Annotated in this window: 17 protein-coding genes; 10 read left to right on the forward strand and 7 right to left on the reverse strand. The window is 61.9% G+C overall.

The genetic code is table 11. The features are described from left to right. The first annotated feature begins 98 nt into the window (after positions 1-98). From ACLD1Y_RS12325 to ACLD1Y_RS12335, 3 genes are all read left to right on the forward strand, one after another. Positions 99-911 carry a cytochrome C assembly family protein gene (locus ACLD1Y_RS12325; protein ID WP_429478234.1) on the forward strand — a complete coding sequence of 271 codons (813 nt, stop codon included), beginning with the start codon at positions 99-101 and terminating at the stop codon, positions 909-911. A gap of 12 nt (positions 912-923) precedes the next feature. Then, positions 924-2,162: a transporter associated domain-containing protein gene (locus ACLD1Y_RS12330; protein WP_429478235.1), complete on the forward strand. Its 1,239-nt coding sequence runs from the start codon at positions 924-926 to the stop codon at positions 2,160-2,162. A 391-nt stretch (positions 2,163-2,553) separates the two neighbouring features. Continuing rightward, on the forward strand, positions 2,554-3,867 hold the full coding sequence (locus ACLD1Y_RS12335) for an MFS transporter (protein ID WP_429478236.1): 1,314 nt from the start codon (positions 2,554-2,556) through the stop codon (positions 3,865-3,867). A 106-nt stretch (positions 3,868-3,973) separates the two neighbouring features. Here the strand turns inward: ACLD1Y_RS12335 and purT are convergent, their stop codons facing one another. The 5 genes from purT to ACLD1Y_RS12360 all read right to left on the reverse strand — a co-directional run bounded on the left by purT (position 3,974) and on the right by ACLD1Y_RS12360 (position 7,234). Next, entirely contained in the window at positions 3,974-5,155 is a 1,182-nt protein-coding gene (gene purT, locus ACLD1Y_RS12340) for a formate-dependent phosphoribosylglycinamide formyltransferase (protein ID WP_429478237.1), read from the reverse strand. Between the two features lie 69 nt (positions 5,156-5,224). Beyond that, positions 5,225-5,692 (reverse strand): preQ0 transporter, encoded by a 468-nt coding sequence (locus ACLD1Y_RS12345; protein ID WP_429478238.1) that lies wholly within the window; start codon positions 5,690-5,692, stop codon positions 5,225-5,227. A 164-nt stretch (positions 5,693-5,856) separates the two neighbouring features. Further along, on the reverse strand, positions 5,857-6,072 hold the full coding sequence (locus ACLD1Y_RS12350; RefSeq protein WP_429478239.1) for a DUF1289 domain-containing protein: 216 nt from the start codon (positions 6,070-6,072) through the stop codon (positions 5,857-5,859). After that, on the reverse strand, positions 6,069-6,593 hold the full coding sequence (locus ACLD1Y_RS12355; RefSeq protein ID WP_257780331.1) for a gamma carbonic anhydrase family protein: 525 nt from the start codon (positions 6,591-6,593) through the stop codon (positions 6,069-6,071). Before ACLD1Y_RS12355 ends, ACLD1Y_RS12350 begins: the two co-directional genes overlap by 4 nt. 38 nt (positions 6,594-6,631) lie before the next feature. Further along, positions 6,632-7,234, reverse strand: a complete 603-nt coding sequence (locus tag ACLD1Y_RS12360) for a CoA pyrophosphatase (RefSeq protein WP_016971944.1) — start codon at positions 7,232-7,234, stop codon at positions 6,632-6,634. Positions 7,235-7,383: 149 nt separating this feature from the next. Between ACLD1Y_RS12360 and ACLD1Y_RS12365 the strand changes: the two genes are divergently transcribed. The 7 genes from ACLD1Y_RS12365 to nagE all read left to right on the forward strand — a co-directional run bounded on the left by ACLD1Y_RS12365 (position 7,384) and on the right by nagE (position 15,830). Beyond that, positions 7,384-7,932 carry an NUDIX hydrolase gene (locus ACLD1Y_RS12365; protein WP_429478240.1) on the forward strand — a complete coding sequence of 183 codons (549 nt, stop codon included), beginning with the start codon at positions 7,384-7,386 and terminating at the stop codon, positions 7,930-7,932. Between the two features lie 24 nt (positions 7,933-7,956). Continuing rightward, positions 7,957-8,460, forward strand: a complete 504-nt coding sequence (locus ACLD1Y_RS12370) for a L,D-transpeptidase family protein (RefSeq protein WP_429478241.1) — start codon at positions 7,957-7,959, stop codon at positions 8,458-8,460. 262 nt (positions 8,461-8,722) lie between these two features. Next, positions 8,723-9,454, forward strand: coding sequence for a GntR family transcriptional regulator (locus ACLD1Y_RS12375; protein WP_429478242.1), 732 nt, complete (start codon positions 8,723-8,725; stop codon positions 9,452-9,454). 19 nt (positions 9,455-9,473) lie between these two features. Beyond that, on the forward strand, positions 9,474-10,580 hold the full coding sequence (gene nagA / locus ACLD1Y_RS12380; RefSeq protein ID WP_429478243.1) for an N-acetylglucosamine-6-phosphate deacetylase: 1,107 nt from the start codon (positions 9,474-9,476) through the stop codon (positions 10,578-10,580). Next, on the forward strand, positions 10,561-11,583 hold the full coding sequence (locus ACLD1Y_RS12385; protein WP_429478244.1) for an SIS domain-containing protein: 1,023 nt from the start codon (positions 10,561-10,563) through the stop codon (positions 11,581-11,583). The genes nagA and ACLD1Y_RS12385 overlap by 20 nt, the downstream gene beginning before the upstream one ends. Before the next feature lie 29 nt (positions 11,584-11,612). Continuing rightward, positions 11,613-14,123 (forward strand): phosphoenolpyruvate--protein phosphotransferase, encoded by a 2,511-nt coding sequence (gene ptsP / locus ACLD1Y_RS12390; protein WP_429478281.1) that lies wholly within the window; start codon positions 11,613-11,615, stop codon positions 14,121-14,123. Positions 14,124-14,150: 27 nt separating this feature from the next. After that, a complete protein-coding gene (gene nagE, locus ACLD1Y_RS12395) occupies positions 14,151-15,830 on the forward strand; it encodes an N-acetylglucosamine-specific PTS transporter subunit IIBC (protein WP_429478245.1) in 1,680 nt (559 codons plus the stop codon). 179 nt (positions 15,831-16,009) lie between these two features. On the opposite strand, the gene ACLD1Y_RS12400 is transcribed toward nagE, so the two are convergent. Together ACLD1Y_RS12400 and purL are read right to left on the reverse strand one after the other, a co-directional pair. Then, positions 16,010-16,321 carry an NGG1p interacting factor NIF3 gene (locus ACLD1Y_RS12400; protein ID WP_429478246.1) on the reverse strand — a complete coding sequence of 104 codons (312 nt, stop codon included), beginning with the start codon at positions 16,319-16,321 and terminating at the stop codon, positions 16,010-16,012. A gap of 4 nt (positions 16,322-16,325) precedes the next feature. Next, on the reverse strand, positions 16,326-20,222 hold the full coding sequence (purL, locus tag ACLD1Y_RS12405) for a phosphoribosylformylglycinamidine synthase (RefSeq protein ID WP_429478247.1): 3,897 nt from the start codon (positions 20,220-20,222) through the stop codon (positions 16,326-16,328). Between the last annotated feature and the right edge of the window lie 215 nt (positions 20,223-20,437).

Here is a 20,437-nt window from a genome sequence, read left to right on the forward strand (position 1 = left end):
ACTGCCGCCGTGCACACCCGCTGTCTGGCCTGAGAGTCTTTCGTGTTACGCGGGGGTATGCCAAACTCAGCGCCTTTCGGGCTTGCCTAACAGGATTTATGCTCCCTTTGTCACCCAGTTTGCTACCCAGCCTCGCCGCCGCCCTTTTATATGCCGCTGCGACTCTCTACCAGGGCACCCGCCTGGCCAAATGCGCCAAGGCTGACAAACGCCTGCTGGCAGGCCTTGGCGTCCTCGCCCTACTGGCCCACGCTGCCAGCCTGTTTACCCACCTGATGACGCCGGTCGGCCTGGGCCTGGATTTTTTCAGTGCCGCCAGCCTGATCGCCGCCGCCGTGATTGCCCTGACGCTGATCGCCTGCGCACGCATCCCGGTAGAAAACCTGCTGGTCCTTTTATTCCCCCTGGGGCTGTTGACGGTGCTGCTGGCGCAATTTGCCCCCACCGGCACCGTGCAAGTAATTGATGAAGAGCCGGGCATCCTCGCCCATATCCTGCTGTCGATCCTGGCCTACGGCATGTTCACCATCGCGGTGTTCCAGTCGTTGCTCCTGCTGCTGCAGGATCACCAACTCAAGCACAAGCACCCGTCCGGGCTGATCAAGAACTTCCCGCCGCTGCAAACCATGGAAAGCCTGCTGTTCGGTTTCCTGTGGGCCGGTTGGACGCTGTTGTCGCTGTCGCTGATCTCCGGCTGGCTGTTCGTCGAAAACCTGTTCGCCCAGCATCTGGTGCACAAAACCCTGCTGGCGTGCCTGGCCTGGGTGGTGTTCAGCGTGCTGCTGTGGGGCCGTAATCGCCTCGGCTGGCGTGGGCACAAGGCAATCCGCTGGACCCTGGCAGGCTTCTGCCTGCTGATGCTGGCCTATTTCGGCAGCAAGTTGGTCCGCGAATACATCCTGCATATCTGACGGGCAGCACACATGGACAACTTGCCCCTGGAACCGATGCTCGCCGTAATCGCCCTGCTGGTGTTATGGGCAGGGCTGTTTACCGCCATCGAGGCCGCCCAGCAACATTTACTGGCCCTGCGCCCCGGCACACGCCAGGGCGACAAAGCCGCCGCACGCCTGAACTTTCCACGCCATAGCCTGATCCTGTGCAACAGCCTGTGCCGAGCGGCGGTGGTGATTCTGTGCACTTTGCTGGCGATCTACGCCTGGGCACAAAACGGCCCATGGCTGGGCTGGCTGATCTCCTGTGCCATCTTGCTGATACTCGCCGACTACCTGCCCCGCGCCCTCGCCGTACGCCATCCGCAAGCCGTGCTGGGTTTTGGCAACACGTTGCTGGGCGTGCCGCTGAAGATCCTTTACCCGTTGGCTTGGCTGCTCAACGGCATCGCTTTGCTGCTGCTGCGCCCCTTCGCACGCAAGCCCGGCATGGTGAAAAAAAGCGACGAGCCGCTACCCGATCATGATGACGAACCAGAGCTCAACGCCGACGAAGGCCGCACCCCCGGCATGCCCGGCATCCACGCCCTGGACAACATCACCGTCAATGACATCCTGGTACCGCGCAGCGAAGTGGACGGCATCAACCTGGACGATTCGATCGACGAGATCATCGAACAATTGCGCACCTCCCAGCGCACCCGCCTGCCGGTGTTCCACAGCGACATCAACCAGGTTGAAGCGGTACTCAATACCAGGCAGATCCAGCACCTGTTGCCGGACGCCAGCCTGACCAAGGAGGCGCTGCTCGCCGCTTGCCACGAACCCTACTTCGTCCCGGAAAGCACGCCCCTGCAACTGCAACTGCTCAACTTCCACAAGCAGCAACGGCGCCTGGGCATGGTGGTTGACGAGTACGGCGAAGTACTGGGCATCGTTACCCTGGAAGACATCCTCGAGGAAATCGTCGGCGAATTCGAGAGTGAACAGAGCGCAGACAACCCGCATATCGAAGCCCAGCCGGATGGCCGCTACATCATCGACGGCGCCGCCTCGATCCGCGAGCTGAACAAGAGCCTGAACTGGCACCTGCCCAGCGACGGCCCCAAGACCCTCAACGGTTTGGTGACTGAAGCGTTGGAGACCATTCCCGATTGTGCGGTATGCCTGAAGATCGGGCGCTATCGCCTGGAAATCCTTGAGACCGAGGACAACCGGGTGAGCAAGGTGCTGATCTGGCACACCAGCAGAATGCCGATCGCCGCCTAAGCCCCAGACAAAACACAATCCAATGTGGGGCTTGTTGTGGCGAGGGAGCTTGCTCCCGCTGGAGTGCGAAGCGCTCCCAAAAAGCCGCCGCCAGCTACGCTGTCGAACGGGAGCAAGCTCCCTCGCCACAGCAAGCCCGCTCCCACATTTGATTTGCGGTGCATCAGTCCCTCTTGTTGTATTTCAAAACCCCTTCCTATAATCCCTGCGGCTTACCCAAGCCCCGCCCGTCCGCGTGCTACCCGCACTTCAAGCGTCCAGGCACCGCTTTACCGTGTCTGACCGGTGTTCGCTCCCATCCCGAGCCACCCCGCGCACAACCCATGATCCATGGGTGTTCGACTAATAATAATCCGCGTCCAAACGCGCAATGACTGCCAGGGATACCGCCATGAGCACCACCTACAACGAGGCCGCGACCACCGCCGCCCCGACCAACTCGACCGCACGGGTTGCCACCGCGAGCATCGTCGGCACCGCCATCGAGTTCTACGACTTCTATATCTACGCCACGGCCGCTGCGCTGGTGATCGGCCCGGTGTTCTTCCCACAGACCTCCGGCACCGCGCAGATGCTGGCGTCGTTCCTGACCTTCGGCATCGCCTTTATCGCCCGCCCGCTCGGCTCGGCGTTGTTCGGCCACTTTGGCGACCGCATTGGGCGTAAATCCACGCTGGTGGCCTCGCTACTGCTGATGGGCGTGTGCACCACGCTGATCGGCTTGCTGCCGGGGTATGACAGCATCGGGGCCTGGGCGCCGATCCTGCTGTGTGTGCTGCGTTTCGGCCAGGGCCTTGGCCTGGGCGGGGAATGGGGTGGTGCAGCGTTGCTGGCCACCGAGAACGCCCCCAAGGGCAAACGCGCGTGGTTCGGTATGTTCCCGCAGTTGGGACCTTCGATTGGCTTCCTGGCCGCCAACGGCCTGTTCCTGATCCTGGCCATGAGCCTGAGCGACGAACAGTTCCGCAGTTGGGGCTGGCGCATCCCGTTTATCCTCAGTGCTGCGCTGGTGATGGTTGGGCTGTATGCGCGACTGAAATTGCACGAGACTCCAGTGTTCGCCAATGCGGTGGCCAAGGAAGCCCCGGTCAAAGTTCCGCTGGTGGAACTGTTCAGTCAGCACTGGCTGCCGGTGCTGCTGGGTGCCGCGTCGATGGTGGTGTGCTATGCACTGTTCTACATCACCACCGCGTTTTCCCTGAGCTACGGCGTTTCAACCCTGGGTTACAGCCGCGAGACGTTCCTAGGGTTGCTGTGTTTTGCAGTGCTGTTCATGGGCCTGGCGACACCGCTGGCGGCCTTGGCCAGTGATCGCTACGGGCGCAAGCCGGTACTGATCGTCGGCGCGATCCTGGCGATCCTGTCGGGCTTTACCATGGAGCCACTGCTGACCCACGGTTCGACCTGGGCGGTGGCGTTGTTCCTGGCGTTGGAGCTGTTCCTGATGGGCGTGACCTTTGCGCCGATGGGCGCGATGCTGCCGGAACTGTTCCCGACCCGCGTGCGTTATACCGGTGCTTCGGCGGCGTATAACCTGGGTGGGATTGTGGGGGCCTCGGCGGCACCGCTCTTCGCGACCAAGCTGGTGGCGATGGGCGGGCTGAGTTATGTCGGCGGGTATGTGTCGGCAGCGGCGTTGCTTAGCTTGATTGCAGTGCTGTGCCTGAAAGAGACGCGGGATAATGATTTGAACAAGGTCGCCTGATAGACCGCTATCGCAGGCAGGCCAGCTCCCACATTTGACCGCATTCCTTCAGGATAAACGCGGTCAAATGTGGGAGCGGGGCTTGCCCGCGATGGGCGCGACTCGGTTACAGCTCTATAACAACAGAACTCGAAGCACGGGTAGCTTTAGCCCGCGCCGCTTCGATCGACTCATCCCGCGCCAACGCCACACCCATCCGACGCTGACCGTTCACTTCTGGCTTGCCAAACAGGCGCAACGCCGTGTCCGGCTCGCTCAAGGCCGCGCCCAGGTTGGCAAACGCCGTTTGGGTCGATTGGCCTTCCACCAAAATCACCGCCGAAGCCGAAGGCCCGAACTGCCGGATCAAAGGGATCGGCAGGCCCAGGATCGCGCGGGCGTGCAAGGCAAACTGCGACAAATCCTGGGAAATCAGGGTCACCAAGCCAGTGTCATGCGGGCGCGGCGACACTTCGCTGAACCACACCTGATCACCCTTGATGAACAGCTCTACACCAAACAGGCCACGACCACCCAAGGCCTCGGTCACCGCTTTGGCAACGCGCTCGGATTCGGCCAGGGCAATCGGGCTCATGGCCTGTGGCTGCCAGGATTCCTGGTAATCGCCCTTCTCCTGGCGATGCCCGACCGGTGCACAGAAGGTGGTGCCGCCGACGTGACGCACGGTCAGCAAGGTGATTTCGTAGTCAAAATCGATAAAGCCTTCGATGATCACCCGGCCTTTACCGGCGCGGCCGCCTTCTTGGGCGTAGTCCCAGGCTTTCTGCACATCATCAGCGCTGCGCAGCAGGCTCTGGCCCTTGCCCGACGAACTCATCACCGGCTTGACTACACATGGGAAGCCCAGGTCTTGCACGGCCTTGCTGTAGTCTTCGAAGGTGTCGGCGAAGTGGTACGGCGAGGTTGGCAGGTCCAGTTCTTCGGCGGCCAGACGACGAATGCCTTCGCGGTTCATGGTCAGCGAGGTGGCGCGCGCGGTCGGGATCACGGTGAAGCCTTCGGCTTCCAGTTCCACCAGGGTGGCGGTGGCGATGGCTTCGATTTCAGGCACGATGAAGTGCGGCTTCTCGGCTTCGATCACCGCACGCAGGGCGGCGCCGTCGAGCATGTTGATCACATGGCTACGGTGCGCAACCTGCATGGCAGGGGCGTTGGCGTAGCGATCCACGGCAATCACTTCAACGCCCAAGCGTTGCAGTTCGATTACCACTTCCTTGCCCAGCTCACCGCAGCCACACAGCAAAACGCGGGTCGCGGTTGGCGACAATGGAGTTCCGATTCGGGTCATCTCAGGTCCTCAGGGGAGCGGATCGTTTGGAGAAAGGCCGGCATTTTACATGAACTGGAAGAATTGGCCTCAGTTGGCGACGGCGCGCCGGCGAATGCGCCAGGCCATGATCAGCCACACCGCCGTGACCCCGGCGAATTTCGACGCCAGCGCGGTGCCCACTACGGCCGGGGTAAGCGCGCCGATCAGGCCGAAGAAGATAAAGGTATCGAGGGGAATGCTCAGCGCCGAACTTATCCACAGGCGATCGTGGAGCGGGCGCTTGGTGATGCTGAACACCAGCCAGTCGATGCATTCGGACACGGCGAACGCCGTGGCGCTGGCCAGGGCGATGGCCGGGTCGGAGGTGATATACGACAGCACCAACGCGGCCAGCATGGCGACGATTGCACCGTGGCCGAAGCGGGTTTGCACCATGTCCCGCAGGATGAAGACCAAGCCACCCCAGGCGGACCAGATGACATCCAGATGCGGGGCGGTGGAAAAGGCGAAGTTGATCAGCACGACGCTGCTGATGTAGGCGATCAGGAAGAGCATGGGGAAGTGGACCTGTGGGTTATGCCGCACAGGGTACTTCACAATTGGAAATATGTCGTCGGGAAGGGCCCTATCGCAGGCAAGCCAGCTCCCACATTTTGACCGTATTCCTACAGGATAAACGCGATCAACTGTGGGAGCTGGCTGCCTGCGATAGCAATCTATCAGGCGCCCAATTTCCCCGGAACCATAAACACCATCCCCCCCGCCACCGCCCGCTCATGACACAACCCCAACACCACCCGGCGTTCGGCATTGTCCATGCGACCCCAACGCGTAATCTCATCCACCGTACGCTGGCAACCGGTACAAATATCGTCATCATCCAACGCGCAAATACTCACGCATGGCGACGCAACGGGGCGTTCAATCGTGTTCATTCTTCCTGCTCAACCAAGTCACGCCCATAGCGCTGGGCGTTATGCACATAGTGCGCAGCGCTGGCTTCGAGCATCTTCTTTTGCGCTTCGGTCAACTCGCGTACCACCTTGCCCGGCGAGCCCATCACCAGCGAACCGTCAGGAATTTCCTTACCCTCACCGATCAGCGAATTGGCGCCGATGATGCAGTGCTTGCCGATCTTGGCGCCGTTGAGGATCACCGCGTTGATGCCGATCAGGCTGTAGTCATCCACCGTGCAACCATGCAGCATGGCGTTATGGCCGATGGTCACGCCGGTGCCCAGGGTCAATGGGTAACCCATGTCGGTGTGCATAACGCTGCCGTCTTGCACGTTGCTGTTCTTGCCGATCAGGATCAGTTCGTTGTCACCACGCAACACCGCGTTGAACCAGACGTTGGCGCCCTCCTCCAGCTTGACCTTGCCCACCAGCGTGGCATTGGGGGCCACCCAACTGTTTGGGTGCGTCTCGACGCGGGCGTCGCCCAGGCGGTATTTCATGGTGTTTCCTCACGGCTCGCCATTCAAACGATGGCTTATTAGATGTTGATGAAGCTTTTCGGCGGCTGATGCAGGCTGATCTTGGCATCGTCATAGAGCAGGTTGATCAACTCGACAATCATGATCGCCGTCAGCCCCCAGATCTTGTATTCACCAAACCGATAACTGGGCACGTACCAACTGCGCCCCTGGTAATCGATCCTGTGGGTATGTTCGCGCGGGTCCTGTCGGAAAAAATCCAAGGGCACGCTGAAAACCGCAGCAATTTCGGCATCGTTGGCCAGGTATTCGACGTAATCGGGGATAACCCCAACGTAGGGCGTAACTCGAATGCCATGCAGGGAAATCAACGGGCTCAACGGGCCAATCACTTCCACCAGGCCAGGCGGCAGGCCGATCTCTTCTTCGGCTTCGCGCAGGGCGGTAAAAATCAGGTCCGGGTCTTCAGGGTCGCGGCGCCCGCCAGGAAAGGCCACTTCGCCACCATGGGTCGACAGGCCGCTGGCGCGCAGGGTCAGGATCAGCTCAGGTTCGTCACTACGGGTAATCGGCACCAGCACTGCCGCCTCAGGGAAACGTCCGTCAGTTTCCAGGGTGTGGGGAGTGTGATTGCTTACCCGGCGAAGTAGCTCGTCCAGCATGAGTCATCTCGGTCTGTTGGCTACCTTGCATCATGCACCAAAGCGTGCGGGTGCCCAACCCCAAAACCCGACCGGTGTCGCTAAACGACAACTTGTTGCAGCGCCCTGCCCGCCACGCCAAGATAGACGCACTTTCCAGGAACCCCAGCATGAACTTCTGCAGCCAGTGCGGTAAACCGGTTACCCAACGCATCCCCGAAGGCGACGGCCGCCTGCGTTTTGTGTGTGATCACTGCTCGACCATCCACTACCAGAACCCCAATATCGTCGCCGGCACCGTGCCGGTTTGGGGCGACAAAGTGCTGCTGTGCCGCCGCGCCATCGAGCCGCGCCTGGGTTACTGGACCCTGCCCGCAGGTTTCATGGAGAACGGCGAGACCGTCGAACAGGCCGCCGCCCGCGAAACACAGGAAGAAGCCTGCGCCCGTGTGCGCAACCTGAGCATCTACACCCTGATCGATGTGCCGCACATCAACCAGGTGCACATTTTCTACCGTGCCGAGCTGGTTGACCTGGACTTTGCGGCAGGCCCCGAAAGCCTTGAAGTGCAGTTGTTCGACGAAGCCGACATCCCTTGGTCCGAGCTGGCTTTCCGCACCGTCGGGCGTACCTTAGAATGCTTTTTCGCTGACCGTCGCCAACAGGTGTTCCCGGTACGCAGCGAAGCGGTGCCGCCGATGATGCCATCGCCAAAATAACCCTCCAGGCAGGAAATCGTTTTAATGCGTCTGTTGCTTGCTCTTATCTGCCTGTCGTTCGCTATGTTGTCATCAGCCTCCACAGTGGAAACCCTCGGCGGCAAAACCGTCGAAAAAGTCCTGGTGCTCAAGTCCGCCCACCAATTGCAGTTGATCAATGACGGCAAGCCGCTCAAGACCTACCGCATCTCCCTGGGCAAGAATCCCAAGGGCCATAAGCTGATCGAAGGCGACCGTCGCACCCCGGAAGGTTTCTATTGGCTCGACTGGCGCAAGACCAGCGACCGCTTCAACCTGGCCATGCACATTTCCTACCCCAATATCAGCGACGCCGCACGCGCCCGCCGCGAAGGTGTGAAGCCTGGCAGCATGATCATGATCCACGGCACACCCGACACCGAAGACTACCCGGAGCAGTGGTTCCACACCCTTGACTGGACCGACGGCTGCATCGGCATGCGCAATGTGGATATGCGCGAAGTCTGGAACCTGGTCAAAGACGGCACGATGATCGAGATTCGGCCGTAATCCCCTACCGCTCGTAAATTAATCAAAAAAAATTCCTCCCCCTCGCCCTCGCCCGCCGGTGAATACCAGTTCACCCCCGCGGGCTGCGCAGTTCTGCGTGCGATAAAGACCTCTCTAATACCACTTGATACCAAGCCCTATTACAGGGCCCTAAAACCTATGAGCGCACCGTTTTGGCTGCATTGACATGGTATCTAAGTGGTATTAATTTCCGGCCAATACCGGGCGACAACACTCCAATAAAGCATCGGAAACCTCACAGATGAACCCCATCCTGGCCCTGCGCCCCGACGACAAACAATCCACGCCGCTGTACCTGCAACTGGCGCGCAACCTGGAAGCGGCGATTCATGCCGGCCAGTGGAAATCCGAGCAGGCCTTGCCGTCGGAACGCGCACTCAGCGAACAGTTGAGCCTCTCGCGGGTCACCGCCCGTAAAGCCCTGGAAGTGCTGCTTGGCCAAGGCCTGATTCGCCGTAGCCAAGGCTCCGGCACCTTTATTACGCCGCGCCTGGAACAGCCGTTGTCACGCTTGTCGGGCTTTAGCGAAATGCTGCGGCTCAAGGGCTTTGTGCCCAGCTCCCAGTGGCTGGAGCGCGACATCACTCAGCCGACCCACGAAGAATTGATCCGCCTGGGCCTGTCCCCTACCGACAAAGTGGCGCGGCTCAAGCGCCTGCGCAAAGCCGATGACACGGTGATGGCCATCGAAATGACCACCATGCCCGCCTCCGTGCTGCCCCAACCGCAGGCCATCGGCAATTCGCTGTACGAACACCTGGAAGCCATCGGCAAACCCATCGTGCGCGCCCTGCAACATATCCAGGCGATCAACGCCTCGGATGAGTTCGCCAAGCTGGTGGGAATCGCCCCCGGCACCGCCATGCTGCTGATGACCCGGGTCGGCTACACCGCCGACAACACGCCAATCGAGATTACCGACACCTACTGCCGCAACGACTACTACGACTTTGTCGCAGAACTGCGCCGCTAGGCTTTTTAGAGAACTGCCCATGTCCGAAGACAATATCCTCACGCCCCACGGCTGGATTCGCGGCCGCCTGGTGCACGCGCACGGCAAGGTGACAGCCATCGAAGGCACGCCCTGCGACCCGGCTGACAACGACTTGCCCTACCTGCTGCCGGGCTTTATCGACCTGCATGTGCACGGCGGTGGCGGCAAGGACATCATGGAAGGCGCCCACGCCTTCGAGACCATTACCCGCACCCACGTGCGCTTTGGCACCACTTCACTGCTGGCCACCACCATGACAGCACCGGTGGACGAGATCTCCAGCGTGCTCGGCCAACTCGGCAGTTTCTGCGAGCAACGCCCTACAGGCTGCGCCCGCGTACTCGGTGTGCACCTGGAAGGGCCCTACATCAATCCCGGAAAACTCGGCGCCCAGCCTAACTTCGCGCACACCGCGTTGATGGCAGAAGTGGAAGCCTATCTGCGCCTGGCGCCGATCCGCGTGATCACCATTGCTCCGGAGATCGCCGGCCACGATGCACTGATCCGAGCGCTGAGCGAACGCGGCGTGCGCATGCAGATCGGCCACACTCTGGGCAGCTACGAAGAAGGCGTCGCCGCCCTCGCCGCCGGCGCCACCAGCTTCACCCATTTGTATAACGCAATGAGCCCGCTGCATCACCGCGAGCCAGGCATCGTCGGCGCCGCGCTGGCCCACGCCCAGTACGCCGAGTTGATCCCGGACTTGCTGCACGTGCACCCCGGCGCCATACGCGTGGCCCTGCGCTCAATCCCGTGCCTGTATTGCGTCACCGACTCCACTGCCGCCGCCGGCATGCCCGATGGTGAATACAAGCTGGGCAGCCACACCGTGACCAAATGCCTGGGGGGCGTGCGCCTGGCCGACGGCACCCTGGCCGGCAGCACCCTGACCATGGACCAGGCGCTGCGCAACCTGGTGAAAATCGGCCTGCCTATCAGCGAAGCCTCACAGCGCTTGTCGCAATTTCCTGCGGACTACCTGGGCCTGGAAGAACGCGGCCGCCTGCAACCCGGCAGCTTTGCCGACTGCGTGCGCCTGGACCGCTCCCTGACACTCACCGACGTAATGGTCGAAGGAGACACCATTGACTTCAAAAATGCTTGAAGAGGCCCTGGCCTCCTGCGACGCCGTCGCCACCCAACTGCAACGCCTTGACCCGCAGCTGGAAGAAATTGCCGGCCGCCTGCGCCGCCAGCCGCCACAAGTGGCGATGACCATTGCGCGGGGCAGCTCGGACCACGCCGCCAGCTACTTCGCCTATTTGGCCATGCAGCATGTGGGCATTCCGGTGGCATCGTTGCCGATGTCGGTAGTGACCTTGCTGCAAGCACCGATGAAAGTCAGCGGCCAGGTAGCGTTTGGCTTCTCCCAGTCTGGCCAGAGCCCGGATTTGGTCAACAGCCTGCGCTTGCTGCGTAAACGCGGGGCGTTGAGCATCTCGTTGGTCAATGCCGAAGACTCGCCACTGGAGGCCGCCTGCGAATTCCATGTGCCACTGTGCGCCGGGCCGGAGCTCAGCGTGGCCGCGACCAAAAGTTTTATCGCTACCCTCAGCGCCAGTGCGCTGTTGATCGGCCACTGGAACCAGGAACCCGAGCTGCTGCAAGCCTGCCAAGCCCTGCCCGATAACCTGCGCGCCGCCGCCAAACAAGACTGGAGCCCGGCGATTGAAGCCCTGCGCGACTGCCAGCAATTGATGGTGATCGGCCGTGGCGCAGGGTTTGCGATTGCCCAGGAAGCCGCACTCAAGCTTAAGGAAACCTCGGCGATTCAGGCCGAAGCCTTCAGCAGCGCCGAGGTGCGCCACGGCCCCATGGCCTTGATTGGCGACAACTACCCGCTGCTGATCTTCGCCCCACGCGGCGCCGAACAGGCCGGCCTGCTGAGCCTGGCCGCCGACATGCGCCAGCGCGGCGCCCGCGTGTTGCTGGCCGCGCCGGATGATATCGCCGAACGCGACCTCACCTTGAGCTGCGCCGAACACCCAAGCCTGGACCCGATCCTGGCGATCCAGAGCTTCTACGTCATGGCCGCAGGCCTGGCGGTTGCCCGTGGCATGAACCCGGACCAGCCGCGCCACCTGAGTAAAGTTACCCGCACTCACTGAGTGACGTTTTCCTGATGAGTACCGTGCCCATGTCCTACAACAATAATGAATTGACCCTCAGCGCCCCGTTAAGCGGGCCGGTGCTGGCCCTGGGCAACGTTCCCGACGAAGTGTTCGCCAACGGCACACTGGGCGACGGCATTGCCATCGACCCGCTGAACGATTGCCTGCACGCCCCCTGCGACGGCGTGATCATCCATGTCGCCCGCACCGGGCATGCCCTGACAATTCGCGCCGACAATGGCGCCGAAGTGTTGATGCATGTGGGCATCGACACCGTGGAACTCAACGGCGAAGGCTTTGCCTTGCTGGTGAAAGACGGTGCCCGGGTGAGCGCGGGGCAGGCCCTGGTGCAGTTCGATCTGGATCGGATTGCACGGCAGTGTCGTAGCCTGGTCAGCCTGATTATTCTTACAAATGGCGAGCGCTTTGAGCTACGGCCTGTGGCGGGAAAAAGCATCAAGGTGGGTGAGCCGTTGTTGCACGTGAGCCTGCGCTCAGGGGTATCGGCTCAAGGGGTTGTGGATAACTCGGTCGCCGAGTGCAGCGTCCGTGTGCGCATCACCCATCGCGGCGGTTTGCACGCACGTCCGGCGGCACTGGTGCGCAAGACGGCACAGGGTTTCAGCAGCCAGGCGCACCTGCACCATGGCGATAAAACCGCCGCGTGCGACAGCCTGATTGGCTTGATGGGCTTGGGTATCGGCGAAGGTGACGAGGTACGCGTGACCTGTCGCGGCAAGGATGCCGAGGCGGCCGTGCAGGCGTTGGTCGCCGCGTTGTCCACGGCCATCCAGGAACACCACCAGGCACCGACCGCCGCCGCGCCTCGCCGGACGATTAGCGAAGCAGGTGTGTTGCAAGGCGTATGTGCCGCGCCGGGGTTGGTCTGTGGGCCGCTGTTTCGCCTCACCGGTATCGAACTGCCCGCCGACACCGGCAGCCACATCGCCGACGAGCAACTGCAACGCCTGGACACCGCCCTGGAACAGGTCCGCAGCGAAATCCGCAGCACCCTGGCCCACGCCCGCCAGCGCAAGAACGTCGAGGAAGAAGACATTTTCGCCGCCCACCTGGCCTTGCTGGAAGACCCGGCCCTGCTGGACGCCGCCACCCACGCCATCGAACACGGCAGCGCCGCCACCCACGCTTGGCGCGATGCCATCCAGGCCCAATGCGCGGTACTGCTGGCCCTGGGCAAGCCGCTGTTTGCCGAGCGCTCCAACGACCTGCGCGACCTGCAGCAACGGGTGCTGCGGGCGCTGCTGGGTGAAGCCTGGCATTTCGAATTACCGGCGGGCGCGATTGTCAGCGCCCATGAATTGACCCCATCGGACCTGCTGCAACTGAGTGCGCAACACGCTGCCGGTATCTGCATGGCCGAAGGCGGTGCAACCTCCCATGTGGCGATCCTGGCCCGTGGCAAAGGCCTGCCCTGCGTGGTCGCATTGGGCGCCGAAGTGCTCGACGTGCCCCAAGGCCAACGGGTGGTACTGGACGCCGCCAACGGCCGTCTGGAACTGGCCCCCAGCGAAGCGCGCCACGCCCAAGTGCACCAGATCCGCGACGCACAAACACTGCGCCGCCAACAGCAACAGGCCCAGGCTCAATTACCCGCGCGCACAACCGATGGCATCCATATCGAAGTCGCCGCCAACGTTGCCTCCAGTAGTGAGGCTCAAGTGGCGTATGAGAACGGTGCCGATGGCGTAGGACTGTTGCGTACCGAATTTCTCTTCGTCGACCGCCGCACAGCGCCGGATGAGCAAGAACAACGCCAGGCATATCAAGCCGTGTTGGATGCCATGGGTGACAAATCAGTGATCATCCGCACCATCGACGTCGGCGGCGATAAGCAGCTTGATTACCTGCCGCTGCCGGTCGAGGCCAATCCTGTGTTGGGCCTGCGCGGCATCCGCATGGCCCAGGTTCGCCCGGATCTGCTCGACCAACAATTGCGTGCTCTGCTACAAGTCAGCCCGTTGGAACGTTGCCGCATCCTGTTGCCGATGGTGAGTGAAGTCGACGAACTGCTACAGGTCCGCCAGCGCCTGGATGAGTTATGCGCAGAACTTGAGCTCACCCTGCGCCCCGAACTGGGCGTGATGATCGAAGTGCCCGCCGCGGCGCTGATGGCCGAACAACTGGCCAAACATGCGGACTTCCTGTCCATCGGCACTAACGACCTGTCCCAGTACACCCTGGCCATGGACCGCGACCACGCCGGCCTCGCCGCCCGGGTCGATGCCCTGCACCCGGCGCTGCTGCGGCTGATCGCCGAAACCTGCGCGGGGGCGGCCAAGCATGGCCGATGGGTCGGCGTGTGCGGCGCCCTCGCCTCTGACCCGCTGGCCACACCGGTGCTCGTCGGCCTGGGGGTGAGGGAGCTGTCCGTCAGCCCGCCGCAGATCGGCGAAATCAAGGACCGCGTCCGCCACCTGGACGCCGCGCAATGCCGGCAACTGAGCCACAACCTGCTCGACCTGAGCAGCGCCAAGGCCGTTCGCCAAGCCTGTCAACACCACTGGCCGCTGAGCTGACAACAACAAGAAAAAAGGAGACTCGCCATGTACCAACACTTTATCGAAGGCCTGCAACGCCTCGGCCGTGCGCTGATGCTGCCGATTGCGATCTTGCCCATCGCCGGCCTGCTGCTGCGCCTGGGCGACACCGATCTTTTGAACATCGCGGTGATGCACGACGCCGGGCAGGCGATTTTCGCCAACCTGGCGCTGATCTTCGCCATCGGCATCGCCGTGGGGTTTGCCCGCGATAACAACGGCACCGCAGGTCTTGCCGGGGCGATTGGTTACCTGGTGATGATCTCCACCCTCAAGGTGATGGATAGCACCATCAACATGGGCATGCTCGCCGGTATCGCCAGCGGCTTGATGGCGGGCGGGCTGTACAACCGCTTCAAGGACATCAAGCTGCCGGAGTACCTGGCGTTCTTTGGTGGGCGACGGTTTGTGCCGATTGTCACCGGCTTTTCGGCGGTGGCCTTGGGCGTGATCTTTGGTTTGATCTGGCCGCCGATCCAGCATGGCATCAACAGTTTTGGCGTGTTGCTGATGGAAAGCGGCAGCCTGGGTGCGTTTGTGTTTGGGGTGTTCAACCGCCTGCTGATCGTCACCGGGCTGCACCACATTCTCAACAACATGGCGTGGTTTGTGTTTGGTAGTTTTACCGACCCGGTGACCGGCGCGGTGGTGACCGGCGACCTCACCCGTTACTTTGCCGGCGACCCGAAAGGTGGCCAGTTCATGACCGGCATGTTCCCGGTGATGCTGTTTGGCCTGCCGGCGGCGTGTTTGGCGATGTACCGCAATGCATTGCCGGAACGGCGCAAGGTGATGGGCGGGATTTTCCTGTCGATGGCACTGACCTCGTTCTTGACCGGCGTGACCGAGCCAATCGAGTTTGCGTTTATGTTCCTGGCACCGTTCCTTTATCTGCTGCATGCGTTGCTGACCGGCCTGTCGATGGCCGTGACCAACTTGCTGAATATCCACCTCGGGTTCACCTTCTCCGGTGGGTTTATCGACATGGTGCTGGGTTGGGGCAAGTCCACCAATGGTTGGCTGGTGTTCCCGGTTGGGCTGGCGTACGCAGCGATCTATTACAGCGTGTTCAGCTTCTGCATCCGCCGGTTCAATTTGAAGACGCCGGGGCGTGAGGATGTTCAGGTGGCTCAAGCCGAGGTGATGACCGACAACCAACGCGCCAGTGCGTATATCCGGGCGTTGGGCGGTGCTTCGAATCTGTTGAGCGTGGGCGCATGCACGACGCGCCTGCGCCTGGACATGGTGGATCGCAACAAGGTCGTGGATGCAGACTTGAAAGCCTTGGGCGCCATGGCCGTGGTGCGGCCGGGCAACGGTGGCAGTTTGCAGGTGGTGGTCGGGCCGATGGCCGACAGCATTGCCGATGAAATTCGACTGGCGATGCCTGCGTCTGTTGCCGATGAGCCTGAGGCGGTGAATCTACAAGAGGCCGAGAAATGGCTGAGCGCCTTGGGTGGTAGGGGCAATGTGCGCCAGTTGGAAGCGGTAGCGATCACCCGGTTACGAGTGGAGTTGGGGGATGACTCGATATTGTCCGAAGCTCAGCTTTTGGCCCTTGGATGCTTGGGCGTCACTCAGCTGGACAGCGGAGTTTGGCACCTGTTGATGGGTGACAAGGCGTCGGAATTGGGTGAGATGCTGGAGCGGTTGGTCAGTGGTCGGCAGATTGGGGCTGGGGCTTAAATCCTGGCCGCCTGAACTGCCGCATTCGCGAGCAAGCCCGCTCCCACATTCGATTGCATTCCTCCAGGAAAAACCCGATCGAATGTGGGAGGGGGCACCCCCGATGAGGCCCTCACAGCCAACAAAAAACCCGCTGACCAAACTGGCCCAGCGGGTTTCTTGTTTTTGCAGCGGGCGAATCAGAAATCCGCCAACTGCCACACTTCATAAGCCGGTGTTTCATACGGGTGGCTCAGCTTGAGCGCAGCCACAACAGCCACAATCAACGCATCCGCCACCACGAGCTCAACTTTCCATTCTTCAACCACTTCAACCTGGCCCACTTGCCCGATAAACGGCTGGCTGCCGTCCATCGCGCGAAATTGGCCCTGGCCCAGCACTTGCCAGGCGCAGCTGTCGTAGTCGCCGATGCGCCCGCCGCCAGCTGCGAAGACGGCGGTTTTCACCGTCTCCACATGGCTGTCGGGTACAAAGAAGGCGAGCTTGTACACCGTCTTAGTTCACCCATACGCGAGCGTTACGGAACATGCGCATCCACGCGCCGTCTTCGTTCCACTCTTCCGGGCGCCACGAGTTTTGCACGGCGCGGAATACACGCTCCGGGTGCGGCATCATGATGGTGACGCGACCGTCGCGGCTGGTAAGGCCGGTGATCCCGCGCGGCGAGCCGTTCGGGTTGGCCGGGTAGCTCTCGGTGACCTTGCCGTGGTTGTCGACGAAACGCATGGCCACGCAACCGGACAGGTCGGCTTCGAGCAAGGCTTCTTCGCTTTCAAACTCGGCATGGCCTTCACCGTGGGCGATGGCGATTGGCATGCGCGAACCGGCCATGCCTTGCAGGAAGATCGAGTTGGACTCCTGCACCTGCACCATGGCGACACGGGCTTCGAACTGCTCGGAACGGTTGCGCACAAAGTGCGGCCAGAACTCGCTGCCCGGGATCAGTTCGCTGAGGTTGGACATCATCTGGCAACCGTTGCACACACCCAGGGTGAAGCTGTCGTTACGCTCGAAGAAGCCTTGGAACGCATCGCGGGCACGGCTGTTGAACAGCGCCGACTTGGCCCAGCCTTCACCGGCACCCAGCACGTCGCCGTAGGAGAAACCACCGCAGGCCACCAGGCCTTTGAACTCATTGAGGTCAACGCGACCGGCGAGGATGTCGCTCATGTGCACGTCGATGGCATTGAAACCGGCGCGGTCGAACGCGGCCGCCATTTCCACCTGGCCGTTGACGCCCTGCTCACGCAGTACGGCAACTTGTGGGCGGATGCCTTTCTTGATGTAAGGCGCGGCGATGTCCTGGTTGACGTCGAAGCTGAGCTTGGTGCTCAGGCCCGGGTTGTCTTCTTCCAGGATCACGTCGAATTCCTGCTCGGCGCAGTCGGCGTTGTCACGCAGGCGCTGGATCTGGTAGCTGGTCTCGGCCCACTGGCGTTGCAGCAGACGGCGCTGGCCTTCGAACACGGTGTCGCCGTTGAAGACGATGTCGATCTGGCCGTTGTTGATCGGCTGGCCGATCACCGCTACGCAGTCGCCCAGGCCAGCAGCGCTGAACTGTGCGAGTACGTCTGGGGTAGCGTCCTGGCGAACCTGGATCACCGCGCCCAACTCTTCGTTGAACAGGATGCCGTTGATTTCGGAGGCATCCTCGGCAACGCTGTCGAGCACGATGTTCAGGCCGCAGTGACCGGCGAACGCCATTTCGACGACGCTGGTGAGCAAGCCGCCATCGGAACGGTCGTGGTAAGCCAGCAGGTGTCCATCGGCGTTGAGGCCCTGGATCACGGCGAAGAAGGCTTTGAGGTCTTCGGCGTCGTCTACGTCCGGAGCCTGGCTGCCGAGCTTGCCATGGGTTTGCGCCAGGATCGACGCGCCCATGCGGTTCTGGCCACGGCCCAGGTCGATCAGGATCAGGTCGGTGGTGCCCTTGTCCATGCGCAGTTGCGGGGTCAGGGTCTGGCGTACGTCGGTAACCGGGGCGAAACCGGTGACGATCAGCGACAGCGGCGAAGTGACGCTCTTGTCGGTGCCGTCTTCGTTCCAACGGGTGGCCATGGACATGGAGTCCTTGCCCACCGGAATGGTGATACCCAACTCAGGGCACAGCTCCATGCCGACCGCTTTAACCGTGTCGTACAGACGGGCGTCTTCGCCTGGGTGACCGGCAGCGGACATCCAGTTGGCCGACAGTTTGATGTCGGACAATTTACCGATGCGCGAAGCAGCGATGTTGGTGATGGTCTCACCAATGGCCATGCGGCCCGACGCCGGGGCGTCCAGCAGGGCCAGCGGCGTACGCTCGCCCATGGCCATGGCTTCACCGGTGTACACGTCGAAGCTGGTGGCGGTGACGGCAACGTCGGCCACCGGAACCTGCCACGGGCCGACCATTTGGTCACGGGCCACGAGGCCGGTGATGGTGCGGTCGCCAATGGTGATCAGGAAGCTTTTGCTGGCCACAGCCGGGTGGTGCAGCACGCGTTCGATGCTGTCAGCCAGTTCCAGCTTGCTTGGGTCGAAGTCATCGCCCAACTCGGCTTCACGCACAGCCGAACGGTGCATGCGCGGGGCTTTGCCCAGCAGCACTTCCAGCGGCATGTCCACCGGGCTGTTGCCGAAGTGGCTGTCGGTGACGGTCAGTTGCGGCTCGGCAGTGGCTTCGCCGACCACGGCAAACGGGCAACGCTCGCGTTCGCAAATGGCCTGGAAGCGTGCGAAGTCTTCAGCGCCCACCGCCAGTACGTAGCGTTCCTGGGACTCGTTACTCCAGATTTCGTGCGGGGCCATGCCCGGCTCGTCGTTTGGAATGTTGCGCAGTTCGAAACGGCCACCACGCTCGCCATCGTTGACCAGTTCCGGGAAGGCGTTGGACAAACCACCCGCGCCCACGTCGTGGATGAAGCTGATCGGGTTCTTGTCACCCAACTGCCAGCAACGGTCGATGACTTCCTGGCAGCGACGCTCCATCTCTGGGTTTTCGCGCTGTACGGAAGCGAAGTCCAGGTCCGCCGAGCTGGTGCCGGTGGCCATGGAGGAAGCCGCGCCGCCGCCCAGGCCGATCAACATCGCCGGGCCGCCGAGCACGATCAGCTTGGAGCCGACCAGAATTTCGCCTTTCTTGACGTGTTCTTCACGGATGTTGCCCATGCCGCCGGCCAACATGATCGGCTTGTGGTAACCGCGCACTTCATCGCCACGGGGGGTGGTGATGGATTGTTCGAAGGTACGGAAGTAGCCAGTCAGCGCCGGACGACCGAATTCGTTGTTGAACGCGGCGCCGCCCAGCGGGCCTTCGATCATGATGTCCAGCGCAGTCACGATGCGCTCAGGCTTGCCGTACGGCACTTCCCACGGCTGTTCGAAGCCCGGGATCTGCAGGTTGGACACGGTGAAACCGGTGAGGCCCGCCTTTGGCTTGGCGCCACGGCCGGTAGCGCCTTCGTCGCGGATTTCGCCGCCGGAACCGGTGGCTGCGCCCGGGAACGGGGCAATCGCGGTCGGGTGGTTGTGGGTCTCAACCTTCATCAGGATGTGCACCGGCTCTTGCACCGCGCCGTACTGGCGGGTTTCCGGGTCCGGGAAGAAACGACCGGCGACGGAGCCGACGATGACCGAGGCGTTGTCTTTATAAGCCGACAGAACGCCTTCGCTGTGCATCACGTAGGTGTTCTTGATCATGCCGAACAGGCTTTTTTCCTGGCTTTCGCCGTCGATATCCCAACTGGCGTTGAAGATCTTGTGACGGCAGTGCTCGGAGTTGGCCTGGGCGAACATCATCAGTTCGATGTCGTGCGGGTTGCGCTTCAAGCTGTTGAAGGCGCTGACCAGGTAATCGATCTCGTCTTCGGCCAGGGCCAGGCCCAGCTCGGTGTTGGCCTTCTCGAGGGCGGCGCGGCCACCGCCGAGCACGTCGATTGCGGTGAGTGGCTTGGGCTCGGCGTGGCTGAACAGGCCGGCAGCCTGTTCCAGCTGGCTGACGATGATCTGGGTCATGCGGTCGTGCAGGCTGCTGGCAATCAGCTCGGCTTCTGCATCGCTGAACTGGCCAGCTACATAGAAGGCGATGCCGCGTTCCAGACGCTGGATGCTCGAAAGGCCGCAGTTGCGGGCGATATCGCTGGCCTTGCTCGACCAGGGCGAGATGGTGCCGAACCGTGGCAGAACCAGGAACAAGCGGCCAGTCGGCTCTTGAACGGGAACGCTTGGACCGTACTTCAGAAGGCGTGCCAGCACTTGCTGTTCGTCGGCGGTCAATACGCCGGTAACGTCGGCGAAGTGAGCAAATTCAGCATACAAGCCTGTAACCGCTGGAACCTTTTGGCTCAGTTGTTCAAGGAGTTTGCTGTGGCGAAAGGCAGAAAGGGCAGGAGCGCCGCGCAGGATCAACATCTTCGGGACAGCCTCGGGAAGGGGGTGTGCTTTGAGGCCGTGCATTCTAGCGTAAACCGTCGCCAACGGCACCCGAAACGGCACTGCTGGCGGCTGCCGAACGTCAGTTGGCAGGATTACACCCCTTTGCGGGGCCGCGCGACGGTATTCGCAGCAGTTATTTTAACCGTCACAATCGGCCGCCAAGCCCCGTTTCTGCGGGTTGCAGCACAGTT

It is taken from the genome of Pseudomonas sp. 18175 (assembly GCF_050432925.1).
Lineage (GTDB): Bacteria > Pseudomonadota > Gammaproteobacteria > Pseudomonadales > Pseudomonadaceae > Aquipseudomonas.